Below are 16,557 nucleotides of genomic sequence, written 5' to 3'. Positions count from 1 at the left end.
GAGAACCCTGTTGTGAGTGAACCCTTAAAAAAAGCTTATGGCTACCTGGCGCGCTTTGAGAGCCCCAAGGCAGTCTACCAAGCTGCCATGAAGGTCCGGGACCGGGGCTTCAAGCGATGGGATGTCTACTCCCCTTTTCCCATTCACGGGATGGACGACGCCATGGGCCTGAGCCGTTCCAAGATTCCCTGGGTGGTGTTCTTCGGCGGCATGGCGGGCACCGCCACGGGCATCTTGCTGCAATACCTCACTCAAGTGGTGATTTATCCCACCATCGTCCAGGCCAAGCCCGCCAACATTTTCACGATCCCGGCCTTCTTCCCCGTCATTTTCGAACTCACCATTTTGCTCTCGGCTTTCACCACGCTCTTCAGTCTCTTGGGATTCACGCGGCTTCCGTATATGAATCACCCGCTGTTCACCTCAGCCCAGTTCAAGAAGGCCACCGATGATGGCTTGTTCATCGCGATCGAAGCGGTCGATGGAGAGTTTCACGAAGAAGAGACCCGCACCTTTCTCGAGGAAATCGGGGGCCAAGATATCGAACTAGTGGAGGACGAGGTCTAAGGCGCTCGCTACGCAATTATGCTCAAGAATTTCCTGATCGCCTACGCCTTGGTCGCCCTGCTTTTTGTTGGGATGATGGGCTTTCGTGGCACGAAGGATTCGAACCGTCCCTTCATGGTGTTCAATGACATGGACGACCAATACAAGGTGAAGTTCCAAGACAGCAGCGACCTCTTTGCCGATGGCGTTGGCTCGCGCCGGCCCATTGAAACGACCGTTCCCCAAGGCCTGGTGAAAGCTCCCGGCCTGGCGCAAGAGGGCAAGGTCGCGCCCGAGGGCTATACCCAATTTTCCGACTACTATCACACGGGGCGCTTCGGAGATTTCTGGGGCGATGGAATGCCAATCGAACTGGAGTTAAGCGATGCCACGATGGACGCTTTCTTGCGCAGGGGGCAGGAACGCTACGAGGTCTTTTGCACCGTCTGCCACGGGAGCGACGGGAATGCGCAGAGCGTGGTCGCCCAACGGGGTTTCGCCGGGATCGCCAGCATTCACCAGGAGCGACTTTTGCCGGGGAATATTTCAGATGGGTATCTCTACGATGTCATCGCAAACGGGAAGGGCTTGATGGGCAAGTATGGCGACAAGCTGAATGTTTATGATCGCTGGGCGGTGGTGGCCTACTTGCGGGCGCTCCAGAAGAGCCAGCGGACAATTTACACCGAGGTGAAGCCCGAGTTCGACAGCGCCGAACAGGCCTCAGTGGAGTAAGATTCAAGAGAGCCAAGCAAGATGGGACATCACTTTTCAGTCAAAGACCTGCCAGAAGATGGCGAACATTTCGATCCTTCCAAGGTCTCGAAATTTTCGTTCATCTTGTTGGTCGTGGGGGGCTCCCTGGCCCTCTTGTCTTTGCTCTTTTTCCTGATCCCGGCCACCAGTGAGGAGTTCGCCTACTCGTGGCTCTTCGGCTTTGGCGTGTTTTTTAGCATCACGGCAGGCGGGATTTTTTGGACCCTTTTGCACCACGCCACCAATTCCGGCTGGGGCACGGCCATTCGACGGCTGATGGAAAACTTGGGCAGCATGATGTGGTTTCTGGCGGTGCTGGCGGTTCCGTTTTTGTTCACGCCTGTGCAGGACGCTCTTTGGGAGTGGATGGAGCCCTACCGGAGTGCCGTGGCAGAGCATGACGGCAATGCGCTCTCGATCTTCGACAAAAAGAAGATGAAGGAGATCAAGCACACTCTTGAGGTCAGCAAGAATCCCGAGCACTACCTGATCTCCAAGAAATCCGCCTATATGAACACCACCCTGTGGACGACTCGCGTTGTCCTCTATTTCGGGCTGCTCTCACTCATTATTTACCGCATGCGAAAGTGGTCGATCAAACAAGACACGGTCGGCGGCACCAAATTGACTTTCAAAATGCGTGGGTCGTCTTGCTGGGGCTTGGCAATTTTCGGAGTGGGTTTTAGTTTTGCGGGAATCGATTTTTACAAGGCTCTCGACTACACTTGGTTCTCGACCATGTGGGGTGTCTACATGTTTGCGGAAGCGGCCTTGAGTTCCATGGCCATGTTGATCGTGACGCTCTACTTCCTCCGCAAGGCGGGTTACCTCAAAAAAGTCACTTCCGTGGAGCACTTTCACATCATGGGGAAACTCATGTTCGCCTTCGTCGTCTTTTGGGCTTACATTTCCTTCGGACAATTCTTCCTGATTTGGTATGCCAACATCCCGGAAGAGACGAAGTTCTTTCTGATTCGGAATACCGAGGGATGGAACACCATGAGCATTGGGCTGGTTTTGCTCCACTTTGTGATTCCCTTTGTGGGATTGGTGGGAGCGTGGGTCAAACGAAACCCCGATTTCCTGGTCATCGGAGCGATCTACGTCCTCGCTGTTCATATTTATGAGTTTTACTGGATCGTGATTCCTGAGCGCTCCATCTCGCTGGTTTATGAAGGCATTGTGATCCCTTGGGCCATCCTTCTCGACATCGTGGCACTGGGCGCCGTGGGCTGCCTCTGGGGCTATTTCTATCTGCGGACCTTTTCCGGCCAGAGCCTCTTTCCGCGACGCGACCCGCGCTTGCTGGAATCAATCAACGCACACAACTGAAAGTTTCCTCAAAGAAGATGGCTCAAAACAACCAAGAAGATTATCCTGTGAAGCGGTTGGCCGGCTTTTGGTGGACCGTCCTCGGGGTGTCGGTCTTTGGCTTGATCGCGGTCGTCATTTACCAGCTGGGCTTGGAGGAGGAAACGAGCTATTCCGCTGGTTTCCAAGAGGGTAAAAAGAACCTCGCCAAAGTGGTCGCGACCCAGCAATCCAATATTGCGGACTGGTCTTGGGTCGATGAAGAAAAGGGCCTGGTCAAAGTGCCTATCGGACAAGCCATGGACCTGGCCGGCTCCTATTACCTCGCCCTGGAGCCCGCTCCTTTGAGCGGGTTGGATCACGCGGTGCCCGGAACACCCACCCACGACAAACTCTTACAAGAACTGACGGCTCCCGCTGCCGAACCGGCCTCCGAAAGCGAGGGAACCGTCCCAGAAGAAGAAACCGAGGAGGATCCCGAGGCGAGCAAGCTGGATGATTCTCCCGAAAGCGCCGGGTGAACGAACCGAGTATGAGTGAATCGACCGCCAGCCCTTTGTCTGAAGAAGCCGCTCTCCGCGCTGAAGTGGATGCGTCGGCTCGCTGGCCGGTGCTTTTCTTTCTCACGAGCGGCATGCTCTGGCTAGTGGTGGCGATCTTGCTGGGGGCATGGGCCTCGGTCAAATTGGTCTTCCCCGGCTTTCTCGATGTCACCTCGCTTTTGAATTACGGGCGACTCCAGCCTATGCACTTGGCAGCCTTTATTTATGGCTGGGGATTCAACGTGGCTTTCGGAGTGATCTTTTGGATGACCGCCCGGCTTTCGAAAGTGGCCATTCGCAACCCGATCAGCCTCCTGGTGGCGGCTGGGGTTTGGAACATGACGGTCAGCTTCGGCCTCCTGGGAATCCTTTTCGGCTACGGCAGTGGCATGGAGCTGATGGAATTTCCGATAGGGATCTGGCCGGTTTTGATCGTGACCCAGGTCTATCTGGGCGGGCAGTTGGTGGCCATCTTCCGCAGCCGACGGGATGAAAAGCCCTTCGTTTCCATGTGGTATATTTTGGGGAGCGTTTTTTGGTTTCCCTGGATTGCCATCACGGCCCTCCTTTTGACGGAGGTCTTCCCCAGCGCAGCCGTCATGAATTCGGCGGTCAATGCTTGGTACCAGAGCAATCTGCTTCTCCTGTGGTTTGGCTCGATCGGCTTGGCCGTGGCTTACTACTTGATCCCTAAGATCACCAACAAGCCCATTCACAGCTACAGCCTCTCCTTCATTGGTTTCTGGGGCATTGCGGTCTTGGCTGGTTGGAGTGGCATGTATGCTCTCAATGGAGGGCCGCTCCCGGTCTGGCTGCCCGGGGTGAGTGCGGCGGCGGCCTTCATCATGCTCATCCCGATCAGTGTCATCGCGGTCAATCACCACATGACGGCGCAGGGACGGATGGCGTTGGTGAAATACAGTCCCACTTTGCGATTCACCGTCTTCGGCACGATTTCCTTCACCGTGCTCGGGGGCGTGGCTGCTTTGATGTCTCTCTTCACGATGAGTCAATACGCCCAATTTACGATTGCCAAGATCGGCTACCAATTTCTCGTCCTTTATGGGTTTTTCACGATGGTGATGTTCGGGGCGATCTACTTCATCGTCCCTCGATTGACTGGCCGGGAATGGGTCTCCGGGAAGATGATCGGCTTTCATTTCCTCTTCAACGCCTATGGCACGGTCTTCATGCTGATTGTGACCGTGATCGGGGGAATCCAGCAGGGCTCTGGCGCCTATGATCGGCCTTGGAAATTGTCTCACGACTTTGTCCAGTCCTACCTGGCAATGCGCTGTGTTCTCTGGCTGTTCCTCTTGTCAGCCAATGCGGTCTATTTCTATCACTTGGTGAAATTGGCTTTCGTGAAATCGGAGGCAGATCAGGGGCCGACCCTTTTCCAAAAGATGCCCTCGAAGTTGAAGTCGGTGGTGGAAGGGCAGGAGGAACCAGCGGTCGAGGGAGGGACCATCCAGGCCTGATATGAATCTCAAGACGTTCTACTTCGGGCTGACGCTCACCTTCGGGCTTCCTTGGTTGCTCTTCATTGTCTTTCCGCACTTTGGTTTCTCCGGGCTGGCACCGGTGGCTTATGAGATTGAAGAGGAGGCCCTCCAGAGCGTCTATCCGGCCCGGACGATGGCCGTGGTGGAAGGGGGCAGCCGCGTCTATGCCCAAGAGGGCTGTTTCCAATGCCACACCCAGGTCATTCGGCCGGAGTATGCGGGAACCGACACCTGGCGGGAAGGCTGGGCGGGAAGTTTGGAGGAGGGGACGATTCGGACGACTCGTCCGCGAGATTACCTCGGTGAATCCTACGCTCACTTCGGGGTGCAGCGGCTCGGCCCTGACCTTTCTAATGTCGGACTGCGGATCCAGGATCGCGCCTGGCATTATCGGCATCTTTATGACCCTCGGAGTGAGGTCGAATGGTCCAGCATGCCAGGGTTCCGCCACCTCTTCCAGAAGCGTAAAATTCAAGGACAACCGTCCTCTGAAGCCTTACGGTTTCCGGGTGAACTTCAGCCGGAAGACGGCTTCGAAATTGTCCCGACCGAGCGAGCCGTCGCTCTGGTCGATTATCTTCTGGCCTTGAGAAAAGATCAGCCCATTCCAGCATCCCTTCTAGACTCCACCACCCTAGCCGCTCAAACCAGCGAGTAACCTGTTTCCTCTCTTCCCCCGACCCCTTCTCTACAATTCCCTGATCACGATCCAGCCTGCGAAATGAGTAGTGAGCTTCTCAGCGATTCTTCGAGTGAAAAAGTGGATTACGCGGAAAATGCCGACGTAACCCGCTTCCACTCGGCCACGGCCCGGGAACAGCCCGAGCCGACGACCCAGGAGCAACCCATGCCGATCTGGGTCTTCGCGCTCTGCTCTCTTTTCCTCTTGGCAGGCGGTGCCCTTCTCGGTTCTCATACCAACGGCTTTGGACTGGATACCCTGAGTCTGGCCGGCTATGTGCCGCAGGGGCCCGATGACGGCTCGGCCGTGGTCATCGAAAAAACGGATCTCGAGAAGCTCATGGCAACCGGCAAGCAGATTTACACTACGTGCGCGGCCTGCCACGCTCCCAACGGTTCGGGCAACCCGGGCGGCAACATTCCGCCTCTGGCGGGGGCGGAGTGGGTCAGTGGATCGACCGAACGCTTGGCGCTCATCATTCTGAACGGTCTCAATGGACCGATCGAGGTCATGGGAAAGACTTGGGTCAATAACATGGCTAGCCAGGCGGCGGCCGTCAACCAACCAGCCAAGTTGGCCGGGGTCATGACCTACATCCGATCCGAATTTGGAGGAGGAGCCAGCCCCGTGACCGAAGAGATGGCGGAGGCCGCCTTCGCCGTTTCGGAGCAGTATAGTGGGCAGATGACCCAGGAACTTTTGCTACAAATCCCGGACAGCCAGATGCTGCCGGGAACGCCGATCGATATGGAGACCGGAAATCTGGTCGGAGCAGGCGACGAGGGTGCGTCCGAGGCCGCCGAAGGTCAGTAACACATCCGATGCTAGCAACCACTCACACAGACAGACCACTCGATGAGCGCTGAAGCCACCACACCGGACTCCTTGGAAGATCACGCGCATGATCATGATCACGATCATGAGCTTCCTTTTTGGCAAAAATACATTTTGTCGACCGATCACAAGATGATCGGGATTCAGTATGGCATCACCGCCATGATTTTCCTCTTGATCGGGTTTTTCCTGATGATGATTATGCGCTGGAGCATCGCCTACCCAGACGAGCCGCTTCCGGGCTTCCTCCAGTACCTTTTGGGCGATAACCGGGATTACTGGCTGGCCAACGGGAAAATCACTGGCGACTACTACAACATGCTGGGCGCCATGCACGGCACCATCATGGTCTTTCTGGCGGTGGTGCCTCTGGGCTTCGGGGCCTTTGGGAATTATGTCATGCCGCTCCAGATTGGGGCGCCTGACATGGCCTTTCCCAAGCTGAATTGCGCCAGCTATTGGCTCTATTTCATCGGTGGGGTCATGATGATGCTGAGCTTTTTCCTACCCACGGGGGCGGCCAAGACCGGGTGGACCTTTTATCCGCCGTTGTCGACCATTCAGGACATCGACGTGCTCAACGTCTGGATGACCGGCCAAACCTGGTGGCTGCTCTCGATGGTCTTCCTCATCACCTCGTCTCTCCTCGGTTCGGTCAACGTGATCGTGACCATCATCAATCTCCGGGCTAAGGGCCTCACTTGGATGAGGTTGCCTTTCTTCGTGTGGGCCATGCTGGTGGCGGCCTTTTTGTTGCTCTTGGCCTTCCCTCCCTTGGAAGCGGCCGCCGTCATGCAGCTGATGGACCGAGTGGCGGGGACCAGTTTCTTCATGCCAACCGGTCTGAGCGTCGGAGGAGAACTCCTTGACTATGCGGGTGGGGGAAGCCCGCTCCTTTACCAGCACCTTTTCTGGTTTCTGGGGCATCCAGAGGTCTATGTCCTTCTCCTGCCGGCCTTTGCCTGTGTCGCCGAGATCATCCCCAACAACACTCGCCGTCCGATTTGGGGATATCGCTCGATGATTTACTCAGTGATCGTCCTGGGCTTTTTGAGCTTCATCGTCTGGGCTCACCACATGTATCTCACTGGCATGGGAAGCGGGGTCAGTATGTTTTTCCAGACCACCACGGCTCTGATTTCTATTCCATCGGTCATCTTGTTGACCTCACTTTTGATCTCGCTTTGGGGAGGGTCGATTCGCTTCACCATGCCGATGGTTTGGGCCTGTGCCTTTCTCCCGATGTTTGGGATCGGCGGTCTCACGGGTCTGCCTCTCGCCTTCAATCTAACCGACCTCTACCTCCACGACACCTACTACGTGATCGGCCACTTTCACTACGTGGTGGCGCCGGGGATTCTTTTTGGATTGATCGGTGGAGTCTATTATTGGTATCCCAAAATCACCGGAAGGTATATGAGCAACTTCTTGGGTCACATTCACTTCTGGCCTTCCTTGATCGCGGTCAATGTGATCTTCGCGCCCATGTTCATCCAAGGGATGGCCGGCTTTCACCGGCGTTGGTATAATGGTGGGATCGCCTATGAAAACACCAATTCTGAATACCTTCTCTGGTTGAACGAACTCATGTCGTGGGCGGTCTGGATCATGGCAGCGGCCCAACTACCCTTCATCATCAACGTCTTTGGATCCAAGTTTTTCGGTAAAAAGGTTGAATCCGACAACCCCTGGGAATCCACGACCTTGGAGTGGCAAACACCCACTCCCCCCCCGCATGGGAACTTCATCGAGATTCCCACCGTCTACCGGGGTCCTTACGAATACAGCGTTCCAGGAGCTGAAAAGGACTTCAGTCCGCAAAGTGAGATGGCACCGGAAGAGGTTCCCGAGTTGGAAGGGGTGCCGGAGCCGGAAGGAGCCAAGGTTTGATCGGCTCTTTGTCCTGACGCGATATGGAGATTCCCTACACTGTCACCGCCCGGCCTGATACCGGTCTTTGGAACTCAAAGATTGCCATCTGGTTGTTCTTGGCCTCGGAGGTCATGCTCTTCGGTGGCCTTTTCTCAAGCTACATCTTTTTGCGAATGGGGGCCGACTACCCTTGGCCGATCCATGAGCTCGACATCTGGCCAGGCGCCATCAACACCGCCGTCTTGATCCTCTCGAGCGTCACGGTGGTCTTTGCTTGGGCGGCGCTCAAACTTCGCAGTTGGCTCCAGTTTCAGATTTACATCATCATCACGATCCTGTGTGCGTTGGGATTCATGGTGATCAAGAGCTTCGAATACAAGGGAAAGCTGACCCACTACGCCGCCCGGTTTAAGGATGGGGTGGAGATCGCGGGGCATCTCGAGAAAAAAGACAATGTCTTGAAGTTTCGGGCGGATTCCTTGGTCGTGCAGATCAAGGCTGGCCATGGGCAAGAGAGACAAACCGCTGGCTATCTCTCGGGCCTTGGCTTTCCGGTCGAGACCAAGGCCCTCAAGGCCAAGCGAGAAAAGGATCGTGCGGCTGCCAAATTGATCTGGGAGGAGGAGAGACGGGCTTGGGAGGCTCTTTCGGAGGCCGAAAAAGAGGATCGGACCGAGCCAGCCCTGTTTGCGCCCTCGGTCATTCGCACCACTCTCACTCTCGATCTTGGCGGGGAGGAAGTGGTCCTGAAGCCATCTGAGGTGGCCAAGCGGACAGGCGATACCTACACCTTGCGGGATGGATCGAGGCTTTTGGGAGAAGAGATCGACAGCCCGATCGTGATGGCAATCGACAAGATTGACCTCCAACGATTGGCCACCAGCGGGGAAGCCACCGATCTGGAGACTTTCACCGCCGACGCCATCGAAATCGAAAAGTCTTACCTCAAGAATTTCCCTGCGCTTTATGAGCTCTGGGAAAAACACAAAAAGTACGTCAAAAAGTCCCTCGTGGAAGAGGGGGCGGTCAAGCCGCGTTGGGAAGCCTACGTTGTCAAAAAATTTGAGAAATACGCCAAAAAGAAAGACGGCCAGGAGTCCGATTATGGCAGCCAGCCCGAGGCGGACTACGGGATCGGGGGCAAGGCAGCCGAGGGAGACGACCACGCCCTTCATCCGGTGGTGGAGGTGCCACGGGATGGTCTCCGGTTCTTCTCGAACTACGGCCCCGCCAAAAACACTTACTACGCGATTTACTTCACCATGACAGGCCTGCACGGACTGCACGTGATCGGTGGCGCGGTGGTCTTCGCCTACCTTCTCTTCGTGGGGAAGAAGTTTTACGATAAGAATCCCGAGTGGATGGCGAATCGGGTGGAGGCCACTGGATTGTTTTGGCACTTGGTGGACCTGATCTGGATTTTCCTCTTCCCCCTCCTCTATCTTCTCTGACCGATCTCCCCCTCATGGCCAGCAGCCCGGAAGAAATCAAGAAACAGACCAAAACCTTTCTTCTGATTGGTTTCACTCTCTTCATCTTCACCATCATCACGGTGGCGATGTATTTCGTCGATTTGGGCAATCACGCCCTCAACCTGACGGTGGGGATGCTGATTGCCGCTTTCAAAGCGACTCTGGTGGCCCTCTACTTCATGCACTTGATTTCCGAGAAAAAGCTGATCTATTGGGTGCTCGGATTTTGTGTCGTTTTCGTCATCGGGATGCTCTTTCTGACCCTCTGGGCTGACATGTGGACCGGAATCGGCCAAGACTTGAACTTCGACTACTGACCAGCGATTTTTGGGTCTCACGCGTAACTCTTACTGATGTCGCTCAAATACTTTCACATCGTTTTCATCATCGCCTCCTTCGTGCTTTCGACCGCTTTTGGGCTCTATTGCTTCTCATCAACGGCCGAAGCTTCCTTCGAAGACTCTCTTCATGGAATGGGCACCGTCAGCCTCATCATCGGAGGAAGCTTGGGCAGCTACGGCATTTGGTTCCTTTGGAAAAAGTCCTCGAAAATCATCACCAACAATTCCTAAAAGAGTATGCTCTCTAACCTGTTTTCTCTCCTCGCCTGCCCGGTCTGCATGAAGACTGGGACTCACATGGACATTGCCACGGGGAACGCCATTCTTTTCATGGTGGCTATGCTGCTAGTGATTTTCGGTGGTCTGATTTTTTTCATCGTGGGGATGGCTCGCAAAGCCAAAAAACACCGCAAGCTCACCGAGGCCAAGGCCCCCTGAGTTTCCTTTCACACCCCAAGCTGACCGACCGTGTTTCAGAAGATCAATGAATGGATGGGGATGCCGCCTCCCATGTCGGAGCACGGCCCCATGATCGATCACATGCTAGCCATGTTGCATCTTTTCATGCTGGCGCTGTTTGTTGGCTGGTCCACTTTCTTCGTCTACACGCTCATCCGGTTCCGCCGGCGTCGGAATCCCAAGGCCGATCACGGCGGGGTCAAAAACCACACCTCGAGCCACCTTGAGGTGGGAGTGATCGTGGTGGAAGCCATGCTTTTGCTGGGTTTTGCCTTCCCGCTGTGGGCCGTTCGCGTGAACGATTTTCCGGAGTCCGAGGATACGGTCCGTGTTCGGGTTTATGGCTACCAGTATGGCTGGCTCTATCAGTATCCCGGCCCCGATGGGAAATTTGGCCGACACGATCCTTTCTTGGTCACCAGTGAAAACCCGGTCGGCATGGACCCGGAGGATCCGAATTCCGAAGATGACATCGTCGAGTCCGGTGTTCTCAATCTGCCTCTGGAACGGCCAGCGATTCTCTACATTACCTCCAAGGATGTCATTCACAATTACGCCATCCCCAAAATGCGAATCGCGCAGGATGCCAATCCCAGCCTCTTCGTCCCGATGTGGTTCACCCCGGTGGAGCTGGGAACAGTCGACGTGATTTGCGGGCAACTCTGCGGAGGGGGACATGCCAATATGGCCAATCTCTTGACGATTATGCCGAGCGAGGAGTGGAACGCGCAATACGCGCCTGCCCCCGAGGCTCCGACCGACGCCTAGGTAGGTGGCGGGTGTTTTTTGCAAGACTTTCGGGCAGAGCCTGCCGTAGTTTTGGTGGGTAGTTCTTTTTCTGCATGTCGTCTGAGAAAAACATCTCCTGGTTTCAGAAGCTGGCCGTGACCACGGTCTTGGCGGTTTTGTTCCTCATTTTCGTGGGCGGCCTGGTGAGGGCCTCGGGCGCGGGCTTGGGCTGCCCTGATTGGCCGAAGTGCTGGGGCTTGTGGCTGCCTCCGAGTGGGGTGGAGGCGATCGATGCCTCCCAGTATGATGTGGCGCAGTTCAACGCGACCAAGATGTGGATCGAGTATGTCAATCGTCTGATCGGAGTGGCCATTGGGTTCTTGGTTTTGGCCACAGCCATTGCGGCGGGATTCCTCGCGAAACAAAAGCCCTGGGTTTTCACGGGGGCCTTCCTCTCCTTGCTGTTGGTTCTGGTCCAAGCGTGGCTCGGGGGTGAGGTGGTCAAGTCCGGGCTGACCCCGGGGGTCATCACTCTCCATATGATTTTGGCGGTCATCATTTTGTGCCTGCTCCTGACGGTGACCTACGTGGCGAACGACAAAGCGCTCGCTTGCGAGGTCGATGCGGGACCGCTCTTCCGCCTGCGTTGGTTGGTGATTTTGCTTTTTGGGGTTTCCATTGCCCAACTGGTTTTGGGATCCCAGGTGCGGGAATCCCTGGAAATGATGGCCAAGGTCAGCCACCCGATTCCGCGAGAGGAGCGGCTGGAGGAGGTGGGCTTCGTGGACCACCTTCATCGCTCGCTTTCCTGGCTCGTTTTGATTTTAGCGGCGGCCCTCTGGTGGTTTGCGGGCCGGGAGCAGGTGGAGAACACGGCGCGGCTGCCTTTCTGGATTCTCTTGTCGGTGGTCTTTCAGGTCGTGGTGGGGATCTCCTTGGCCTATGGCGGCTTGCCACCGGCCGCGCAGGTGCTGCACCTCATCGGAGCGGTCGTCTTGCTGTCCCTCCAGTATCTCTTCCTCCTCCAACTCTTCCTCCGCATGCGGTCGAGCCAAGCTTCCGCTATCCTGCAGCCCGCATGAGGTCGGCTACGCGAAAATTGGGTCTGGGAGAAGACCTCATGGAGCTGGTGAAGTTCCGTTTGAGCTTCCTGGTCGTCTTCACCACCTTAGCTGGGTATTGGTTTGGTTCGAACCTCAGCTGGAGCGGCTGGACCCTCTTCCACACCATCCTCGGGACCTTGGCGACGGCCTTCGCGGCCGCCATTTTCAATCAACTATTGGAAATCGAGCCGGACGCTCGCATGAAGCGGACGGAGGATCGTCCTTTGGTGGGGAATCGACTGCCCCGAGTGGGGGCTTTTGTCTTAGGCTGGCTTCTGGCGGCCTTTGGGATTGTCCACTTGGGTCAAATGGTGGTGCCGGAAAATCCTCAGGCCGCCTTTTTGGCGGCCCTGACTTTGGCGATCTATGTCTTTGTCTACACGCCCCTCAAGCGAAAAACCCCCCTCAACACGGTGGTGGGAGCAGTCACGGGTGGGATCCCTCCGATGATTGGCTGGGTGGCCGCTGGGCAGGGCTACACCGTGGAGGCTTGGTTCCTCTTCGCCCTGCTCTTTTTTTGGCAGATGCCGCACTTTCTGGCCATCAACTGGATGTATCGCGCAGAATATGAGCGGGCCGGTTTTCGCATGTGGGCATGTGGGGATGAGGACGGCCAGCGCACTTCCGGGTTGATGTTGGCCTTCACCCTTCCGCTTCTACTTTTGAACGCTCTGCCATGGGTCTACGGCTTCATGGCTTGGTGGGGGGTGGGGCTGGGAGCGGCGCTGGCTTTGGTCCTCCTGGTTTTGGGCTGGGCCTTTCGCCAAAAACCGAGTTTGGATTCCGCACGAAAGCTCTTTTTTGCCACGCTTCTTTACATGCCGGCCACCTTGATTCTTTACGGCGTCGCCTGGCGCGGGCCCCTTTCGTAGATACTTCACGACCATGAACGAGACCGAATCTCCAACTCCCCAACAGGCGGGCGCCGCTGCCTTTCCCATCACACTCTGGTCGATCATCATTGTGATCGTCCTGGGGTTCCTAGTGGCTTGGAATTATCTCATCCGGTTCCAGAACGAGCAGGCCAACCCTCGGCTGGCCTACCGGGAGCGAATTGAAAAAAGCATCGAACTGACGGAGGCCGTTTCCGGGGAAACAGTCCAAGTGTCAGACCTCCAAGGAAAGGTCCTGGTCGTCAGCAACATCTATCCCTATTGCCCAACTGGCTGTGGCACGGTGGTGGCGCAACTTCTTGAGCTGTATTCCGAGTTTGGCGAGAACCCGAACGTGCATTTTGTTTCCTTCCAGGTGGATCCCATTCGATACACGCCCGATGAGTTCAAGGATTGGGTCGAGATGCAAGAGGCTGCCAAGCCGAATTGGTGGTTTTTGACGGGCAGTGCGGAGGAGCTTTACGATTATCTCTTCAAGTATTTCCGCTATTCCAGGCCGGTGCGAAATGAGGAAGATGAGAACGACATCGCCCACGACTTGAGCATCCGATTGGTGGACCACGCCGGGAATCTTCGCGGAGACGGTTACTCCATTCACATCGACGGACTGAAAGACGATCCCTACGCTCGGCTGCGGCGGGATTTGAATTCTCTAGTGGTGGAAGCGGTGGACGCGAAAAGAGGCTAGATGATCGAGCTTCTCCCAGCTTGGAACGCCGGTCTCAACACGGTCGCCACCATCTTGCTGACCCTCGGCTTTTACTTCATCAAGACGGGGCGCAAGCTAGGCCACAGGCGGTGTATGATCTCCGCCTTCTGCGTCTCGGCCGTGTTTCTGGTCGGATATCTCCTTCACAAATACCTGAAACAGGCAGCGGGACTGGACATGAACACCACCTTTGCCGGCCAAGGGTTTTGGCGGGTGTTTTATTACACCATGCTCATTTCTCACCTCATCTTGGCCATGGCCATCGTGCCCATGATTTTGATGACTATGATCCGGGCGCTCAAAGGGGATCACGCCCGGCATCGGAAGATTGCTGTCTGGACCTTCCCGATGTGGTATTATGTCTCGGTCACTGGAGTGCTGATTTACTTTTTCCTTTATCAATGGTTTCCCGAAACATCTTCCTGATTGCGGCCGGTTGGCTGCTCGCGGATCTCGCGATGGCTTCGGGGGATGGCTTGGTCTTCGAGCGAACGCTGGTGGAGCCACAGCTCGATCTTTCTGAGACCGAAATCCCTGTCTCTTTTCCGTATGCCAATCGGTCTTCCGAACCGGTCGTGATTGAGAAGATCGTAGGTTCTTGCGGCTGTCTGGCTTTGCCCAAGTGGCGGAGATTGGAAGTGGGGCCGGGGGAGACGGGGGCGATCGAGGTGGTGTTCAGCTATGCCAATTTTTCCGGCTTGGTGGAGAAGTCCATCTCGGTGCGAACCAACTCCTCGACCCAGGCGGAGATCAGGTTGCGCATTCGGGCCGAGATTCCCAAGCTGCTCCGTATCTCTCCCAAGATCCTCGAGTGGGCTCAAGGCGATCCGTTGCAAGAGAAGTCTTTCCAAGTGGAGGTGGCGGAAACGCATCAGGCTGGGTTGCTGGCAGAGGGCATCCAGTCATCCCGGCCGGGGTTTCAGCATCGGGTGGAGGTGGTGGAAGAGGGCCGACGGTATCGCATTCATCTTTTGCCGGATTCCACCGACCAGGTCCTTTACGGCCTGCTGAAGATTGAAACCGACTTCGCTAAGTCCAAATCTTCTCAAGCGCTCGCCTACTTCCGGGTGCATCCACCGACTGATCAGCCGGTTGGGATGGGAGAGCAGGAAGGAGGGGGAGGGTGAGCGAGTCTTCAGGGTCCTTGCAGCGGGCTCTCAAGATCCGCTCCCCGGGTCGGTCCTGCCTGGGCCGGCTCCGGGACGGAGACGGCCACTTTCCCCCCTGCCCCGGTCAGAGAATATGAAAAATCTGCTGCGAGATTTTGGCGTGATCGTCTTTGTGGTGGCTCTCTTGGGAGTGACGGCCTTTTTCTTGGATGCGCGACTTTCCCAGCTTTTCCTCTACGGGAGCACGGCCTCGCTTCATGGGATTCCCGAGGTTTCGGTGGAGGAGGCGCTCTCTTGGGAGAGCGGGTCCGGGGTCACGTGGATTGACGCGAGATCGAAAAAGGAATTCGAGGAAGGGCATGTTCCCCATTCGTTTCTTCTTTCGGAAGCGTCCGATGTCTCATGGGAGGAGTCGTTTTTTGAATTGATGGCCTCGGGGTCGCTGGCGGAAGATCGACCGGTGGTGGTCTATTGCGCCTCGGATTCCTGCGATGCCAGCGGGAGAGTGGCCGTCCGGCTGAAGGATTTGATGGACGAGGGAGTGATTCCGACGGCCGAGGTCTATGTTTTGGCGAACGGTTGGGAGGCTTGGCAAGCCCGCTAGCGATCAAAGCTTGCGCCAGCCTTCGAAGTAGTTTCGCACTTTGAGGAAGCCGTGGCGTTCATCAGTCGCCAATTCCACCACGATGGGCTTGGGCATGCTCCAAGGACTCGACATCCAAGGGATGTCATCCGCCATTTTTTTCCCGAGGTCCGAATCTTTCAGCGTGAAGGCGTAGGCCACGGTCGGGCCATTATGGTAGAGCGAGAAGCGGAAGGCCATCCATTGGTCGGGGTTTTCTAGTTCGGTCGAAGGAGAGCTGGAGCGGTTGGCGATGACGAAGAATCGCTCCGTGCGATCGGTCGAGGAGTTGGTGAATTGCTCGGCCGAACCCTGGTAGGCCTGGAGAAAGGCGCGAAGATTGAATTTCAATTGGCCCCCCACTTCATAGACATGGACCAGGATGGGATCGCGCTCGGCCTCTTCATCAAAGAAGCGACTGCCATTCTCGCGAAAGAGATAGAAAAATTCCCGGCTCCCTTTTTCGCCAAAAAGATCGACGTAGTCATGCCGGAGGGTGGTGAGCGGCCGGGCGAGGGGCGTTTCGGCCAGAAGGCTCCGCAGCTCGGGAGTCAAGGCGATGTCAAAATAGGGGGCGCGCTCCTCCAGATTGGTCGGACCTTGGAGAAATTCGTCGAGAAAGCGATTGGGCGCTTCCAGAAGAAAATCGCGCGCTTCGGCTTCTACGATTTCGGAGTCCTCAAAAGAGAGGTCTGCTTCGGCTGCTGGCTCGGGCGTGGGACTTTCCCGAGTTTCCGGGTCGTTCTCCGTCACGTCGGCGACCATGACTTCCTCAGACGGCTCTGGGCCAAGCGAAGCGACTTCCTCTTCGACGGGTTCTTCAGGTGAGGTGACTTCCGGTTCAGGCGCGGACGGTTCTGGGTCGGGTTCACTAGAACCGCTGATGGGGGGGATCATCCCCAGCCATTCGTCAATCTGCTTCACGTAAGGGGAGTCGGGCTGTTCTTGGCTGGCCCAAAGGTAGTAGCCAGTGCCCCCCAGGAGGCCAAGCGCGAGGAAGCTCAAGAGAGCTTTGCCCGCGCGTCCCTTGGGCTTGGGCGGTCTGACCGCTGCGGCGGCTGCGGTGGGGGGG

20 protein-coding genes are annotated in these 16,557 nt (G+C 56.3%); 19 read left to right on the top strand and 1 reads right to left on the bottom strand.

Features of this window, described 5'->3' with window-relative positions:
- Positions 1 to 12: 12 nt before the first annotated feature.
- From AAF555_05395 to AAF555_05305, 19 genes are all read left to right on the top strand, one after another.
- Positions 13 to 567 (top strand): DUF3341 domain-containing protein, encoded by a 555-nt coding sequence (locus AAF555_05395; protein MEM6911001.1) that lies wholly within the window; start codon positions 13 to 15, stop codon positions 565 to 567.
- Between the two features lie 18 nt (positions 568 to 585).
- Positions 586 to 1,281 (top strand): cytochrome c, encoded by a 696-nt coding sequence (locus tag AAF555_05390; GenBank protein ID MEM6911000.1) that lies wholly within the window; start codon positions 586 to 588, stop codon positions 1,279 to 1,281.
- 21 nt (positions 1,282 to 1,302) lie between these two features.
- On the top strand, positions 1,303 to 2,634 hold the full coding sequence (locus AAF555_05385) for a hypothetical protein (protein MEM6910999.1): 1,332 nt from the start codon (positions 1,303 to 1,305) through the stop codon (positions 2,632 to 2,634).
- 17 nt (positions 2,635 to 2,651) lie between these two features.
- A complete protein-coding gene (locus AAF555_05380) occupies positions 2,652 to 3,134 on the top strand; it encodes a hypothetical protein (protein ID MEM6910998.1) in 483 nt (160 codons plus the stop codon).
- A gap of 11 nt (positions 3,135 to 3,145) precedes the next feature.
- Positions 3,146 to 4,636, top strand: a complete 1,491-nt coding sequence (locus tag AAF555_05375; GenBank protein MEM6910997.1) for a cbb3-type cytochrome c oxidase subunit I — start codon at positions 3,146 to 3,148, stop codon at positions 4,634 to 4,636.
- Between the two features lies 1 nt (position 4,637).
- Entirely contained in the window at positions 4,638 to 5,318 is a 681-nt protein-coding gene (locus AAF555_05370) for a cbb3-type cytochrome c oxidase subunit II (protein ID MEM6910996.1), read from the top strand.
- Positions 5,319 to 5,381: 63 nt separating this feature from the next.
- Positions 5,382 to 6,155: a cytochrome c gene (locus AAF555_05365; GenBank protein MEM6910995.1), complete on the top strand. Its 774-nt coding sequence runs from the start codon at positions 5,382 to 5,384 to the stop codon at positions 6,153 to 6,155.
- A gap of 42 nt (positions 6,156 to 6,197) precedes the next feature.
- Entirely contained in the window at positions 6,198 to 8,066 is a 1,869-nt protein-coding gene (locus tag AAF555_05360) for a cbb3-type cytochrome c oxidase subunit I (GenBank protein MEM6910994.1), read from the top strand.
- Positions 8,067 to 8,089: 23 nt separating this feature from the next.
- Positions 8,090 to 9,499 carry a cytochrome c oxidase subunit 3 gene (locus AAF555_05355; GenBank protein ID MEM6910993.1) on the top strand — a complete coding sequence of 470 codons (1,410 nt, stop codon included), beginning with the start codon at positions 8,090 to 8,092 and terminating at the stop codon, positions 9,497 to 9,499.
- Positions 9,500 to 9,513: 14 nt separating this feature from the next.
- The gene (locus tag AAF555_05350) at positions 9,514 to 9,837 is read left to right on the top strand and encodes a cytochrome C oxidase subunit IV family protein (protein ID MEM6910992.1); all 324 of its coding nucleotides are present in this window, start codon (positions 9,514 to 9,516) and stop codon (positions 9,835 to 9,837) included.
- A 36-nt stretch (positions 9,838 to 9,873) separates the two neighbouring features.
- The gene (locus AAF555_05345; GenBank protein MEM6910991.1) at positions 9,874 to 10,092 is read left to right on the top strand and encodes a hypothetical protein; all 219 of its coding nucleotides are present in this window, start codon (positions 9,874 to 9,876) and stop codon (positions 10,090 to 10,092) included.
- Between the two features lie 48 nt (positions 10,093 to 10,140).
- Positions 10,141 to 10,299: a hypothetical protein gene (locus AAF555_05340; protein ID MEM6910990.1), complete on the top strand. Its 159-nt coding sequence runs from the start codon at positions 10,141 to 10,143 to the stop codon at positions 10,297 to 10,299.
- Between the two features lie 30 nt (positions 10,300 to 10,329).
- Complete coding sequence (locus tag AAF555_05335) at positions 10,330 to 11,088, top strand: cytochrome c oxidase subunit II (GenBank protein ID MEM6910989.1); 759 nt, start codon at positions 10,330 to 10,332, stop codon at positions 11,086 to 11,088.
- Between the two features lie 74 nt (positions 11,089 to 11,162).
- Positions 11,163 to 12,131 carry a COX15/CtaA family protein gene (locus AAF555_05330; GenBank protein MEM6910988.1) on the top strand — a complete coding sequence of 323 codons (969 nt, stop codon included), beginning with the start codon at positions 11,163 to 11,165 and terminating at the stop codon, positions 12,129 to 12,131.
- Complete coding sequence (cyoE, locus tag AAF555_05325; protein ID MEM6910987.1) at positions 12,128 to 13,024, top strand: heme o synthase; 897 nt, start codon at positions 12,128 to 12,130, stop codon at positions 13,022 to 13,024. Before AAF555_05330 ends, cyoE begins: the two co-directional genes overlap by 4 nt.
- Positions 13,025 to 13,037: 13 nt before the next feature.
- Positions 13,038 to 13,733: an SCO family protein gene (locus AAF555_05320; protein ID MEM6910986.1), complete on the top strand. Its 696-nt coding sequence runs from the start codon at positions 13,038 to 13,040 to the stop codon at positions 13,731 to 13,733.
- Positions 13,734 to 14,180, top strand: coding sequence for a DUF420 domain-containing protein (locus tag AAF555_05315; GenBank protein MEM6910985.1), 447 nt, complete (start codon positions 13,734 to 13,736; stop codon positions 14,178 to 14,180). It abuts the gene before it with no gap.
- Positions 14,156 to 14,881 (top strand): DUF1573 domain-containing protein, encoded by a 726-nt coding sequence (locus AAF555_05310; GenBank protein MEM6910984.1) that lies wholly within the window; start codon positions 14,156 to 14,158, stop codon positions 14,879 to 14,881. Before AAF555_05315 ends, AAF555_05310 begins: the two co-directional genes overlap by 25 nt.
- A 115-nt stretch (positions 14,882 to 14,996) precedes the next feature.
- Complete coding sequence (locus tag AAF555_05305; protein ID MEM6910983.1) at positions 14,997 to 15,467, top strand: rhodanese-like domain-containing protein; 471 nt, start codon at positions 14,997 to 14,999, stop codon at positions 15,465 to 15,467.
- 3 nt (positions 15,468 to 15,470) lie between these two features.
- Here AAF555_05305 and AAF555_05300 read toward each other — a convergent pair.
- Positions 15,471 to 16,557, bottom strand: a 1,087-nt coding sequence (locus AAF555_05300) for a hypothetical protein (GenBank protein ID MEM6910982.1), incomplete at its 5' end; no start/stop codon positions are given.

Source organism: Verrucomicrobiota bacterium (assembly GCA_039027815.1).
Lineage (GTDB): Bacteria > Verrucomicrobiota > Verrucomicrobiia > Verrucomicrobiales > JBCCJK01 > JBCCJK01.
This window is presented reverse-complemented; position numbering and strand designations above follow the sequence as displayed.